Genomic DNA, 13,331 nt, shown 5'->3' with positions numbered 1-13,331 from the left:
GCGTACCGTACGTGTTCAGTAGGGACCATCATGCCGACATCCGCCATTTCTCCCGTCGTCACCTATCTTCGTGAGCATCGCGAGGACATCGCCGACATCGCACTCACACTCGTCGGGTACGATACACAGAACCCACCGGGCGACGTTCGCGACGTCGTGGCGTGGGTCGAATCGTTCGTTTCGGACCTCGGAATCGAGACTGAACGAGTCGTCTCGGACTCGACCAAGCCAAATCTCGTCTTTTCTCTCCCCGGAGATTCCGACCGAACACTCCTCTTTCAGGGCCATCTTGATACGGTCCCGTTCGACGCGAACGAGTGGACGTTCGACCCGCTTGGAGAACGAGACGGAGACCGAATCTACGGCCGCGGGGCGACCGATATGAAAGGAGCCATCGCGTCGATGCTCGCCGTCGTAACGGCCTACACGGAGACGAACACAGTTCCCGCGGCCAATCTCGTCTTCGCGTTCGTGAGCGACGAGGAGATTGCGGGCGACGCAGGGCTTCCTGCCCTCCTCGACCAGCACACACTCTCGGCAGACGGGTGTGTCATCGGCGAGACGACCTGTGAAAACGGCAGACATTCGGTCACGGTGGCCGACAAAGGGAGCATCTGGGTGACACTCCGAGCGACCGGAACATCCGCTCACGGGTCGCGACCGATGCTTGGTGAGAACGCGATCCACCGCCTCTTCGATGCCGTCGACCACGTCGAAACTGAACTGGGTGCAATACGGTTTGCGTTCAACCCAGTCGTCCAGGCGATCGTCGACGAATCAGTCGAGTATTACCGGCCACTGTTTGGGGCCGACACGTCGCTGGAGTTGTTCGACAGACCCTCCGTCAATCTCGGTGTCGTCGCTGGTGGTGACCGGGTCAACGTCGTCCCCGACGTGGCTGAAGCGAAGTTCGATATTCGCCTGACTGCCGGAGTCGATACGCACCGAGTTCTCGAGACGATTCGGGACGTTGTCGACGCCCACGACGGCGTCGAAATACGTGATGTCAGTTGGTCCACCGGTACCTACGAAGACCCAGATGGCCCGCTTGCGAACGCTGTCGCCAGTGTGGCGAGTGAGGTAACAGGCACGCGTGTGTACCGGCGAAGTGCAACCGGCGGTGGCGACGCAAAGCGACTCCGAAATACGGGCATTCCAACGGTCGAATTCGGCCTCGGGACGGATACAGTCCACGCTGTCGACGAGTTCACGACGACAGACGCCCTCGTGGATAACGCCGAAGTGTACGCACGACTCCCGTCCGAACTCGTTTCCCAACTCGACGCAGGCAACTCGACGTTCGAATCCACAGATGTGGGAATTTTAAGCACGATTATCCCGCAAAAAACCCATCACTCAGAGATGCACGACGACTCTCGGTAACTCCCAACGACCCAGTAGCCCGACGAACCCCAGAACCTTCAGTCGACGCCGGTAACCTTCACCGCAGCCGCGAACGTTCTTAACAGAAGAGGAAGAACCGGTGTGTATGCATCCCACCGCGCTGGATTTTACCAGCCAATTACGCGATACGTACGGATTCGAAGCGACCGTCCAAGAGTTCCCAGAGGGAACGAAGACCGCAGACGACGCCGCTGCAGCCATCGGGTGCGACGTGGCACAAATCGTCAAGAGCATCGTGATGCGAGTCGGCGACGAGACGGTGCTCGTCCTGACGAGTGGGGCGAACCGTGTAGACGAGACGAAGTTAGCCGCTGAATTCGATATCGACCCGAGTACAGTCCGGAGTGCGAACGCCACTGAGGTAAAGGACGCAACCGGATGGAGCATCGGCGGCGTCCCACCGACGTGTCACGCCACGGAGTTCCCGGTGCTCGCGGACCCCACGTTCGAATCGTTCGAAGAGATATGGGCCGCAGCAGGAACACCGGAGACAGTATTTAAACTGACGCCAGCCGACCTTTACTCACTGGCAAATCCTCGCGTCGTAGACGTGTTCGAGTGACCGCAGTCTGCGGATTCTAACACCACGGTGTCCGCTGTTCGAGCCGGTAGTAACGACTGCTGACACTGCTGGAAAACCAGTTGCGAGTAGGACCGTGATATTCGGTGGGTGGGTTACTCGATAGTGCCGGCGAACCCAGTCAAGTATCCCTCGACTGCGTCGACGTCGACGTGGTCGTCAGATCGCGCCACAGCCCCAGATGCAGCGGCCTCCTTCAGCCCAGTCCCGGTCAGTACGACTGCAACTTCGTCGCTGGCGTCGAGCATACCTCGTTCGACCAACTGCTTCGTCCCAGCGAGCGCCGTTGCCGACGCGGGTTCGACCGTGACGCCTGCTTCGACTGCGAGCGCACGTTGTGCAGTCCGAATCTCGTCGTCGTCGACAGCGATGGCCGCACCACCCGTCTCACGGGCGGCCCGGAGTGCCCGTGTGCCACTCGGTGGGTCTGGATTCGCAATCGAGTACGCGATCGTCTCGTCTGCGACGACACGAGTTACGTCCTCGGCACCTGCTTCGTACGCGTCAGCAACGGGCGAGCAGGCCGATGCTTGCACGAAGTACAGTTCAGGAACTTCGTCTATCGCGCCCGCATCGAAGAGTTCACGCACTGCTTTCCACGCGCCGCTTGCGTGGCCGCCACTACTGACAGGCATCACGAGTGCGTCCGGAACGGCAGGGGCGAAGGCCGCACAGATTTCGAGCGCAGTCGTCTTTTGTCCCTCGACGCGCAGCGGGACGTCAGAGTTGAGAAAGAGGATGCCGTGGTCTGGGCCTCGCTCCAACGTGATATCGTACAGGCGGCCGTAATCACCAGCCACGTCGACGACAGTCGGTCCGAACTGTGAGATGACAGCGAGTCGTTCGGGCGGGATGTCGTCGGGGACGAACACGACACACGGGCAGTCGTGAGCAGCGGTGTATGCCGCGGTACTCATCGCCATATTCCCGTGTGAAACAGTGCCGACAGCGGTCACTTCTCCGACGAGTCCGGCATCGACGGCAGCGAGTCCCAGCGCACTTCCACGGTCTTTGAAACTCCCTGTTGGGTGCTCACCTTCGAGTTTGAGGTGAACGTTCGTCCCCGCGTACGCGTCGAGTGGGGTCCCGGATATCAGTGGGGTTCCGCCTGCGGCAGCGGCGAGTCCATCGGGTCTACTGACCGGCAAGAGCGCGTCGAACCGCCACATACCCTGTTCGTCGGTGGTGTCGTTCCAGTCGAAGGGTCCGTAATCGGTGTCGAGCCACAGCGGTTCACCACAGACACATCGCGCCACAGGTTCCGTCGTCCGGTGACCACAGTCGTAACAGATTCGTTTGAGAGACATTCGGCAGATAGCCGACCTACGAAGGGTCGTTCGAAAACGCTTCGGGTCCGAGCAGGTTCGAATTGAGTTTCCGTTCGCGCCTACCAGTCCGGTTAGGAATTCGAGTCGTCGATGAACTCGACACCGGTCACGTCGAATCGGGCCCCGCCAGTGTCGCTTTCGGTGATTTCTATGGCCCACGAGTGCGCGTTGCAGACGCGTTTGACGATTGGCAGTCCAAATCCAGTTCCGTCCACGTTCGTCGAGTAGCCTCGTTCGAAGACGGCCGTCCGGTCTTCCTCGGGGATTCCACGACCGTCGTCCGCGACGAAGAATCCGTCGTCGAGGCGGCCGACAGTAACGGTAAGCGTCTGGTCATTGTGCTCGTATGCGTTCCGATAGAGGTTCGCGAGCAGTTTCTGCAGTCGGTTCGGATCGGCCACGACGAGCGTGTCGTACGGGAACTCGACCTCGAGACTGCACTCTCCGGTTTCGACGAGGTCCCACGAGTGGGACGCGATATTTCGAAGTGAGACGTGTTGAACTTCGAGATTCGAATACTCCTGTTTCGCGAACGAGAGTAAGTCGTCTATCAACGAACTCATTCGTTTCAGTGCCTCTTCGGTGGTCTGCAGATACTCGTCTGATTGTGTCTCTCGTCCGAGTTCCAGGTTTCCACGGGCCACGTTCAATGGGTTCCGAAGGTCGTGTGAGATTATCGCCGCCATCTGTTCGAGTTGGTCACGCTCGCTTACTTCTTGTGACAGTCGGCGAGTTCGAAGGAGCGATCTCAGTCGAGGTGCGAGCTCTGCGAGTTGAATCGGAACGGTGATGACTTCGTCGACCAGTTCGAGCACCGACGTATCGAGTTGGCCGAGTTCTCCGCGAGCGACGAGAAGATAGGGGAGAAAAACCGGTTCTTCTGCGTGTTTATGGGCAACGAGTTTCGAGCGGTGGTGCTGCAGCGAGCGTTCGTCGAGGATGCAAAGGTCGAAGTCTCCGCTGTTGAGTGAGTCGAGCGACGACGACACGTCGTAGTACGGAGTCAGTTTCTCAGAGAGAATCTCTCGGTTTCTATCGTGAGATAACAAGAGTAAAAGTCGCATATCGTCGGTCGAATACTCCCGTTCGTCGTCCCACGACGGGTTCGAAGATGAGTTATTGGACATCGTGGATTTGGGTTAGTGAGATGGGGTGGGGATGGAATCTTGGGTGGTATTCGCTTACTCGTCGGACGACTGCTGGGACATATTGCTCCACTCTGGGGTTCCCGAGAGGATGCCACGAAGGTCGGTCATCGGTTCTCCGACCACAACTCCGTTTTCTGAAATCTCGAACTTTCGAAGCATGTGCTCGAACTGCGTCGTCCGTTTTTTCAAGACACCGATGACCTTCTGTAGTTTGCCATCGACCTCGACGTGCTGGAGGAATACGATGTTATCTGCGAGGTAACTGACGCCCGAGTTGGTGGCACTGAACTCGCCGGTAACGTTCGTGTGTTCGTCGATGAAGATGACCGTGACACCCATGTTCTTGAGATACCGTCCGAGTGCATGGAGTTTCCTGATAAGTTCCTCCTTTCCACCCTGCACAGAGAGTTGGTACCCGTTGATTCCGTCTATCATCACGAGTTCAGTGCCGTGTTCTTCGACTTCGGTACGGACCTGGTGAGCGAACTCCTGTGGTGAGAGCAGTAACGGTTCCATCTCTCGGATGTGGAGTGAACCTGCGGATTCCATCTCCGTAACCGGAATGCCGATCGATTCGTTTCGTTCTCGGAACGTCGAATAACTCTCTTCGAATAAGTAGAGGACTGACCGCTCACCACGTGCCGCCGCATCGTTGATGAACTGTGTTCCGAGCGTCGTCTTCCCGACACCAGTCGGGCCACTGATGATACTCACAGTCCCTCGTTCGAGGCCACCGTTAAGCATATCGTCAATTTCGGGGACTCCAGACGGAATCGACTCCGTAGTGAATTCACGAGCGTGTGAGAGGGGTTTCAACTGCGGGTAGACGACAACCCCTGCGTCGGTAATTGTGATGGCATGTTCCCCATCTTCCGTCTCCGAACCCCGGAACTTTGGGACGTCGATCGTCGGCCCCACATCCCGGGAGTCTAATTCGATCGTCCCGTCGCTCATGAACTGAAGGTCGTCGTCAGGGGTTTCTGGGGTGTTTTGTGACGTGAACATGACGGTTGCCCCGTTCGATGTGAGGTATTCCATGAACCCAATCGCCTGTTTTCTGAACTGGTGGGCGTCGGTCGTCAAATATCGAAGTTGCGTAATCGGGTCGACGAAGACACGGTCTGGTTCGAGACTAGAGATTTTGTCGGTTACAGCGTCGATAAACGGTTCTTTCTCGACGTCGCTCGCGGAGAGAATATCGTACGATTGGTCGTCGGCGAATGCTGCAGCAGTCGGACTCAAGTCCAGAAAATCGACGCCCGCCAAATCGACACCAATCGACTCGGAATTTTTTCGAATGTCGGCTTCGGATTCTTCGAGGTTGATGAACAACGTCGATTCACCGTTCTCGACACCGTTCTTTAGAAAGTGGGTCCCGAGTATCGTCTTTCCAGTTCCGGGCGGTCCACGAACGAGATAACTCCGTCCAGGTACCAACCCACCGTTGAGAATCGAATCGAGCCCGTCGATACCTGTCGAGATTCGAGATTGCTGGCCCTCGTCTGTCATCGAGAACACCCACCTATCATCGGATGAAAGTTAGACAAAAGTTTGTCATTATGAGATTGCTCACCTGAAAATAGAGGGCCCGGCAGTAGACAGATGGCATCCAAATCACCGACAAGAAGGTTGAAATTCATTATTTATAGGGTATGTGACTGTTCTTATAAACCTACTGCCAATGCGAGATACTGTCAGGAACCAATGATGGTTTGTTGATATTGCGAGCTACTCTCGTGCCATTCAGCAGATTAGACAGAGCAGCGTTCCCACCGTCGTTCCAACTCAGTCCGTTGCACCGTTCACTGGGCCCACACCGATATTCGAACGGTTTGGGTCTGTGTTGTACTCGCGTTTCTCGCCAGCGTCGACCGTCGAGACGAGCTGCAGCTAACCGATTCAAGAGAATGTACGAACGGACAATCATCCCGTTCGATAGAAACAGATTACTGGATGTGGCCTTCGCGCCGAAGTTGGTCCGCGTCTTCGCCAGTGTACCGCCACTCGATGTTGGCTTTCTCGTCTTGCCAGTCCCACGGTTCGACGAGAACGACGTCGCCCTCGTTAATCCACGTTCGGTACTTCATTCGTCCAGGGATTCGACCCATACGGTTCTTCCCGTCTTCGCAGCGGATTCGAACGTGGTTCCCACCGTTGTGCTCGGTGACGACCGCAAACAGCTCATTGTCGTTGGGCATTCGGAGATTTCGACGCCCTTGATTTTCGCTCACATACGTATTCAGAGGCCGAGACGGATAACTCATAGGATGTACAAGTTACCACGTGACACAGACTATCATTCACTGAAGAACCACGCCGTCAGACACCACTATGTCCGCAGTAATCCGGTTATATAGACGCTCTATACGACGGTGAAAAAATCCACAGATTGTTGTACTGGTTTTGACGTTCGTAGTACTGAGATTGTCTACCGAACAAACCAGTTCTGCATGTGGTCGAAACCGTCGAAGTCGACGAAAGCAACACCACCATGTCCGCTGTTGTACCGATTCTATTCCAGTGCCTGTTTGAATACGAGGGCCTCACGACACAGCAAACTCAACCGGGGTATCGATTGATTTGGGAGTGAAAACCAGTAATTACTACGGACACGGTGGTGTTCAGAATCCAGACTATGAGGACAAAACCGAGCGACTGGGTCGACTATCTGTCCTATTCACGACTCCTTTCGAATGCTTGCAGGTGACTGAACCGCCAGCAGTGACTGACTTATTCACCCACTCACCCATTCATCCATTCACCCACTCACCCATTCATCCATTCACCCACTCACTCATCTCCGCATTCACCCACTCACTCATCTCCGCATTCACCTACCGCTCACCCACTCACTCATGCACAGACTTCCCCATTCACTCAAGCCCGTGCTAGATGTACACCACTCTGTCCGTAGTATTCAACCGCTAGTAGTCGTGTACAGTGTATTCAACCAGAGTACTTACTGTTCGACGAAGTCGTCGAGAGTGCTCGCTTGGTCTCCGTCGAGATACGGTTCGACCGTCTCGTGAACACCGACGAGGTCGATCGTGTCACGCATCGCGGAGATAATGAGACCAACATCCATGTCGAGGGCGTACTCACGGTAGGTTCCCCCGCGTCGACCCTCGTTACGTTCGGTAACTGAGACGATGCCGAGCATCGCGAGTTCACTCAAGTGGTCACGCATGCGTCGAGGAACCAGTGGATCACGATTCGCGAGTTCGGTGAACCGCGTGTATCGTGGTCGAACGTCACGAGACCGAATCGGTGTCTGGCCCTCCAATTCGTGCGTCAGGAGGGAGTAGAGGACGAGATGCCCGTGTTCGGTGAGCCCGTTGATTCCTTCTTTGATTCGACCCCGTTCGAGCGCTCGGCGGCCACGTTTAACGTGTTCTTCAGTGATGCAGTCGGTGTCGTCGTCACGTGCCAAGTCGCCAGCCTTCATCAAGAGGTCGATAGACTGACGGGCGTCACCGGCGTCTTTCGCACCGTAGGCCGCACAGAGCGGTATCACCTCGTCGGAGAGTACCCCCTCGCGGAACGCGACCGTTGCCCGTTGTTCGAGGATTGCCTGGAGGTTTTTCGCGTTGTACGCAGGGAAGTGAATCTCCTGTTCACACAGCGAGCTTTTGACCTTCGGAGAGAGGTCGTCACGGAACGAGAAGTCGTTCGAGATACCGATTAGCCCGACTTTAGCCTCGTCCAAGTTACCGTTCGCGCGTGCGCGGGGTAGTTGATAGAGGATGCTGTCGTCGTTGACGTGGTCGATTTCGTCGAGGACGACGATGATAGAGCCTCCTGTGTTGTCGAGTTCTTGCCAAAGCATCTCGTAGACAGACCCGAGTGGATATCCCGTCGTGCTAATCTGGTTCGACTCCGACCGAAACTCGTTGACGAGTCGCGTCGCGATTTGGTACGAACTCGTGAGTCCGTCACAGTTCAGAAACACGACGGTGAGATGGATATCGTCGTACAGACTCGCGTCTTCGCGGAGGTGACTGAGTAAGTAACGTGATGCAGCGGTCTTCCCGACACCAGTCTTTCCGTAGAGGAAGATGTTGTTCGGCTGCTCGCCGTTGATGACAGGTTGCAACGCCGCCTGAAACGTTCGGAGTTCCTCGTCACGCCCCACGAGTTCGTCGGGTTGGTAATCCTCACGAAGGGCGTCCCGATCCCGATAGATCTCGGTATCTCGCTCGAACAGGGGCATATTCCTAGGGTTCGACCACTTCGATTATAAAACCACCGTGTCCGGAGTGTCCGCTGTTCCAGTTGTTTATATACTCGGCGGGGGACACACCCCCTCCACTATGTCCGCAGTTAACCCAATCGAACGTGTCCGGTGGTCGTTTTGGTTGTCTAATTAAGGAGAAACATTTATTACCTCAAAAATAAAACCAAATCCGTAGTGGAGTAAAACAATGGTTGCTGCTGCTCAACATGACATCAATCAGCCATTTTCGGTCTGTAATTAATGCAGATTCGGCTCAGGTCGAGGGTGCCCTTCCTTCTCTCTCCGAGAACAGCGGACAAAGTGGTGTGAGTGTTCGACTCAATTTACTCTTCTCTCACGACTAACGAGTGATCGCCACCGAGAAACTCTCCGCAAACAGTCGTAACACAACTGGTTTCGGCCGTCTCTCATCACGAGAACAGCGGACAAAGTGGTGTCTGGGGTACCGTTGAGCGGTATCTGTGGTACCCTTCCTCGTGCTAATCTAGATGACGGACATCGTGATTCGACGGATCATGATCGATGGAATCTGTTCTCACGCTGATTTCCACAACGTTTCTCACAACAACGAATCCGTGTGTGGATACTCACCGCTCGAGAACTGTGGTTAGTCTCGAGACTTGTGATTGGATCCGAGAACAGCTGAGCGGTGCCAGAATTAGCCCTTCTCGGGTGATACAGCCCACTTGAGATATGATTACTCCGGACAAGACGGTGTTCCTTCTCGTTGATTTTCGGTACTCTTGAGCTGTATCGCACCTCGTACGGGAACTAACACCACTCTGTCCGCAGTACTGAGGTCTCACTACTCGCTATTCGGTGTCGATTTAGGTATTCGATGTCGATATTCCCGCATAGTCCGCTGAGTTCCATCTGGTGCAGAGTGGAAGAACCACTGCATCCCAGGTGTGCTAGCCTTGTCTCAGGTGTGCTAGTTGTCTCGAGTCTCTACGACGACGTCGGCAATCTCGTCAGAGTACGTGGCGGCGACACGGATGAGTGCATCGTGAAATTCGCGTCCGGTCAAGTCGCGGATGTCGTACTCGCGACGGAGATGGGATTCAACTTCAAACTCAGCGTCGTCCAACCGTTCGAGTGTCTCTTCTCGAACGTAGATGCTCTTTGCCGTCGTTGCTTCGAATTCGAATGCGGGTCCACCTTCGTCTTCGACAGGGCTTGCTGGTGGTTCTTTCGTTCCAGCTTCTGTTGTTGACGCGGTCGCTTCTCTACTGGACTCTGCTGGCTCGCCGCTCTCGTCGCCCACGTCGCCCACGTTGTCCTCGTCGCCCACGTTGTCTTCGTTGCTATCGTCGCCGCTCTTGGGGCGACCTGTGGCCGCTGTTTCTACGTTCTCAGATTGTGCTGCTGAACTTCGTGCGTCGCTGTCCTGCCCTTTACTTTCGGGCTTTTCTTCGCTCTTTTCGGTGTCCTCTTCACTCTCGTCGTCGTTAGTGATCGCCTCTCCGAGGCCTGCAAATCGATTTTCTTTAGGCATCGTTGGTGTCTCCTCGCTCGACGAGAGCGGCGAGTTCGTCGAGTCGGTCGAGCATATCGTTCGTTGGGTCGTACTCCCGAAGTGTCTTCCCGTCACGCCACGCACGACTGAACGCGATTCGGTGTCGGATTCCTGGTCCTTTGGAGTCGGGGTCGTCGAAGAGGTCAGACCGTGCGAACGCTGGGATAAATTTCTCGAACGGAGAGTCTTCTAAATCGCGGATGATTCGTTTTTCTTCGTTGTTCCCCGTGAGGTCGTTTGGGACGATCGCCAGGATATCGAGGTCGACTTCCCGTCGGATGGGACCGATCTGTTGTTCGAACATGCGCTCGAACCCGCTGACGCTCGGTTCACTCATCAACAGCGGAACCACAACGTGACCGGTCCCGATGAGAGCGGCGTCCGAAAGCGGGCCGAGACTCGGTGGTGAGTCGATGACGATGTAGTCGTACTCGTCTTCAAGCAGTGGGTCGACGATTCGACGTCGAACCCAGAGGACACCGAACGTCGAGTTTCGAACCCGGTCTTCGATGTCGTCTAAATCGACGTGTGCCGGGAGGACGTCGAAGTGGTCACGAGGGTGTATCGTTTCGCGGACATCGACTGGGTCGTCGTCTGTCAGGACGTCTCCGATATTTGGCTCTGCGGACTCGTAGGCGTCTTTCATTCCGACGCCTTCGGTCGCGTTCCCCTGTTGGTCTAAGTCGACGAGGAGGACGTCGTTGCCCCGTGCGGCGAGTGCATCTGCGAGGTTAATCGCGATTGTCGTCTTTCCGACGCCTCCTTTCTGGAGGGAGACACTCACTGCTCGCGACATTTAGCTGCGCTCCTGCGGCGTGGAAATTCCACAATTTGTACAATGTGTGGGCTGTGCTAACCGTTTAGACCGTGCAACCGGTGTGGGAATTGTGGGCGGCGTGGGCATACGGGCACTCAAAATCACGTTCCGCCTCCCGGTACATAATCCTATCCACGACTTTTAGACTGTCAACACTGTTGTAACTGTGTGGGCTGTTCGCACTTTGTGGGACTTCTACAAGCTCTACAATTTTTATAAATCCTACGACCTCTACAAATTGTAGAAAGTGTAGGAATTGTAGGAATTGTAGGAATTGGTGAAATTGTGGATGTTTTTGGATTTGTGAGCGGTGTGGACGGTGCACGAGGTTTAGAGTGTCTCGAACGTTCTGGAATTGCACACTCTCTCGACTGTGTCGACTGTGGGAACATCGTTCACGGTGCACGCAGTCTGTCTCTGCCGCCGCTCACAACAGTTCTCCGTTCCTCTTCTACTACTAGGACCCAATTCGACACTCTGCACGTGGCTAACTCATGCAACTTCCGCGACAGGGAAAATCCATACCCCAACGCAACACTGCCGGTCTTCGTCGGTAGCGCTACAATTCACACACTTCGGACACTCTGGAAATTGTAGAAATTGTAGGCTGTCCACCTGTGCTCAACTGTGTCGAATTCCCACATCGTGTACACTCTCGAAAATTTGAGTTTCACGAACTCTTACGGGAGAATACTGCGGACAGAGTGGTGTTCAGTGAAGACTCGATTGCAGTTCAGTCACGGACTCCAGAGTAGCCCAACCGAACGTGTTTGCACAGCTGAATTCGGCCGTCACCGACCACAACATTCAGTTTGAATACGGTTCACGTTTCAGACTGCTCCCACACTTTACAATTTGCACAAATTGTACAATTTTTAAACCGCTTTCCATGTGTACAACTTGGTCACAATGTCTCTGCCAGTTCGAGTCCACCAGTGGAAATTGTCAATCTGTGCTGCTTCAGTACGTGACCAAAAGATGATTCGCGACCACCACAACTGGGGGGCGTTCAGTGAGCGAGTTTGTCTGCGAACTTTTCGCGAACCTTCTCTACTTTCGGTCTCGCGTGGAATCGACAGTAGGCGTCGTTTGGATTCTTCTCGAAGTAGTCCTGATGGTACTCTTCGGCTTCGTAGAACGTCTCGAGCGGAGTGAGTTCTGTCACGACATCGTCGTCGTACGACTCGTCCAGCGCTTCGATGTACGCTTTTGCGAGGCGGTGTTGGTCGTCGTCGTGAGCGAAGATGACCGACCGATACTGGGTCCCGACGTCTGGTCCCTGTCGGTTGAGTTGAGTCGGGTCGTGGACGGCGAAGAACACGTCGAGCAAGTCTTCGTATGCGACGACGTTCGGGTCGAATTCGAGTTGCACAACTTCAGCGTGTCCGGTATTTCCAGAACAAACTTGCTCGTACGTCGGGTTCCCCACGGTCCCACCGGCGTATCCCGACGTTACGTCGGAGATTCCGTCGAGTTCCTTGAACGCTGCTTCGATGCACCAGAAACACCCGCCACCGAACGTTGCTTTCTGTGTGGCTTCCATACCACTGCTTACGTCGCGAATAGATTAAGCCCCGCGGCGGGGTCAGGAGACACGATTTCGTTCGAATCAGACGAAACTGCGAGTTTCTGTAGATAATTCTGTATTTGCCGGCCCAACACCCCGCATTTTGCGGTATCTGAAATTATTCCTCAGATGTGCTGAAAGCTAACATTTATACCTCGCCTCACTAAGCATTAATTATGGAAGATATCTTTGTTGCGAGACTCATGTCCACGGATCTTGTCACGGTGACTGCCGACACGCTCGTAGAAGATGCGGCGCAGTTGATTTTGGACAACAATATCAGTTCTTTGATCGTCGTCGACGACGAGAACAACCTCGAAGGGATTCTGACGACGACCGACTTCGTCACGATCGTCGCGAAGAGCCAACCGAAGGCCGAGACGACTGTCGAACGATACATGACTACCGACGTCATGACTGCGGACGCACAGGACCCGATTGCAGACGTCGCAGAAGCCATGACGTCACACGGATTCCACCACATGCCGGTCGTCGACGACGAGGAGGGTGTTATCGGTATCATCACCACGTCTGACCTGGCGGCGTACGTCTCTCAGGTTGGCCGTATTACGACGGCGTAGACTCACAGCTATCACAACTGCGTAACCTGGTAGACCCTCCATTTGCTCTCGGGTGGCTAGGAACGTTCGACGGCGGCCTTTTTCGACGACGGTTCGCACTGCAGTGACGAGACGAGCGTCTGGTAATCGAGTCGAGGACTCGGTTACAGCTGAGTG

General features: G+C 55.1%; 11 protein-coding genes. 3 read left to right on the top strand and 8 right to left on the bottom strand.

The genetic code is table 11. From position 1 onward, the window contains the following. The first annotated feature begins 30 nt into the window (after positions 1-30). The gene (locus ACK3SC_RS17490; protein WP_416841530.1) at positions 31-1,383 is read left to right on the top strand and encodes a M20 family metallopeptidase; all 1,353 of its coding nucleotides are present in this window, start codon (positions 31-33) and stop codon (positions 1,381-1,383) included. Positions 1,384-1,489: 106 nt separating this feature from the next. Continuing rightward, the gene (locus tag ACK3SC_RS17485) at positions 1,490-1,966 is read left to right on the top strand and encodes a YbaK/EbsC family protein (protein WP_416841529.1); all 477 of its coding nucleotides are present in this window, start codon (positions 1,490-1,492) and stop codon (positions 1,964-1,966) included. Positions 1,967-2,079: 113 nt separating this feature from the next. Here ACK3SC_RS17485 and ACK3SC_RS17480 read toward each other — a convergent pair whose 3' ends face one another. From ACK3SC_RS17480 to msrA, 8 genes are all read right to left on the bottom strand, one after another. Further along, positions 2,080-3,291, bottom strand: a complete 1,212-nt coding sequence (locus tag ACK3SC_RS17480) for a threonine synthase (protein WP_416841528.1) — start codon at positions 3,289-3,291, stop codon at positions 2,080-2,082. A 92-nt stretch (positions 3,292-3,383) separates the two neighbouring features. Then, entirely contained in the window at positions 3,384-4,439 is a 1,056-nt protein-coding gene (locus ACK3SC_RS17475; protein WP_416841527.1) for a sensor histidine kinase, read from the bottom strand. A 54-nt stretch (positions 4,440-4,493) separates the two neighbouring features. After that, entirely contained in the window at positions 4,494-5,969 is a 1,476-nt protein-coding gene (locus tag ACK3SC_RS17470) for an ATPase domain-containing protein (RefSeq protein WP_416841526.1), read from the bottom strand. Positions 5,970-6,406: 437 nt separating this feature from the next. After that, positions 6,407-6,691, bottom strand: coding sequence for a translation initiation factor eIF-1A (gene eif1A, locus ACK3SC_RS17465; protein ID WP_013035036.1), 285 nt, complete (start codon positions 6,689-6,691; stop codon positions 6,407-6,409). A gap of 728 nt (positions 6,692-7,419) precedes the next feature. Continuing rightward, entirely contained in the window at positions 7,420-8,670 is a 1,251-nt protein-coding gene (locus tag ACK3SC_RS17460) for an orc1/cdc6 family replication initiation protein (protein ID WP_416841525.1), read from the bottom strand. Between the two features lie 955 nt (positions 8,671-9,625). Then, entirely contained in the window at positions 9,626-10,189 is a 564-nt protein-coding gene (locus tag ACK3SC_RS17455; RefSeq protein ID WP_416841524.1) for a hypothetical protein, read from the bottom strand. Beyond that, positions 10,182-11,006, bottom strand: coding sequence for a ParA family protein (locus ACK3SC_RS17450; RefSeq protein ID WP_416841523.1), 825 nt, complete (start codon positions 11,004-11,006; stop codon positions 10,182-10,184). The genes ACK3SC_RS17455 and ACK3SC_RS17450 overlap by 8 nt, the downstream gene beginning before the upstream one ends. Positions 11,007-12,036: 1,030 nt before the next feature. After that, positions 12,037-12,570: a peptide-methionine (S)-S-oxide reductase MsrA gene (gene msrA, locus ACK3SC_RS17445; protein WP_416841522.1), complete on the bottom strand. Its 534-nt coding sequence runs from the start codon at positions 12,568-12,570 to the stop codon at positions 12,037-12,039. A gap of 200 nt (positions 12,571-12,770) precedes the next feature. Between msrA and ACK3SC_RS17440 the strand changes: the two genes are divergently transcribed. Next, positions 12,771-13,175 carry a CBS domain-containing protein gene (locus ACK3SC_RS17440; RefSeq protein ID WP_416841521.1) on the top strand — a complete coding sequence of 135 codons (405 nt, stop codon included), beginning with the start codon at positions 12,771-12,773 and terminating at the stop codon, positions 13,173-13,175. Positions 13,176-13,331 lie beyond the last annotated feature (156 nt).

This window comes from Haloferax sp. DFSO52 (genome assembly GCF_048158745.1).
Lineage (GTDB): Archaea > Halobacteriota > Halobacteria > Halobacteriales > Haloferacaceae > Haloferax.
This window is presented reverse-complemented; position numbering and strand designations above follow the sequence as displayed.

Coding starts and splice junctions, on each gene's coding strand:
- ACK3SC_RS17440 (WP_416841521.1), top strand. CDS start 12,771: ATGGAAGATATCTTTGTTGCGAGACTCATGTCCACGGATCTTGTCACG.
- ACK3SC_RS17475 (WP_416841527.1), bottom strand. CDS start 4,439: ATGTCCAATAACTCATCTTCGAACCCGTCGTGGGACGACGAACGGGAG.
- ACK3SC_RS17460 (WP_416841525.1), bottom strand. CDS start 8,670: ATGCCCCTGTTCGAGCGAGATACCGAGATCTATCGGGATCGGGACGCC.
- ACK3SC_RS17470 (WP_416841526.1), bottom strand. CDS start 5,969: ATGACAGACGAGGGCCAGCAATCTCGAATCTCGACAGGTATCGACGGG.
- msrA (WP_416841522.1), bottom strand. CDS start 12,570: ATGGAAGCCACACAGAAAGCAACGTTCGGTGGCGGGTGTTTCTGGTGC.
- ACK3SC_RS17485 (WP_416841529.1), top strand. CDS start 1,490: ATGCATCCCACCGCGCTGGATTTTACCAGCCAATTACGCGATACGTAC.
- ACK3SC_RS17490 (WP_416841530.1), top strand. CDS start 31: ATGCCGACATCCGCCATTTCTCCCGTCGTCACCTATCTTCGTGAGCAT.
- ACK3SC_RS17455 (WP_416841524.1), bottom strand. CDS start 10,189: ATGCCTAAAGAAAATCGATTTGCAGGCCTCGGAGAGGCGATCACTAAC.
- ACK3SC_RS17450 (WP_416841523.1), bottom strand. CDS start 11,006: ATGTCGCGAGCAGTGAGTGTCTCCCTCCAGAAAGGAGGCGTCGGAAAG.
- ACK3SC_RS17480 (WP_416841528.1), bottom strand. CDS start 3,291: ATGTCTCTCAAACGAATCTGTTACGACTGTGGTCACCGGACGACGGAA.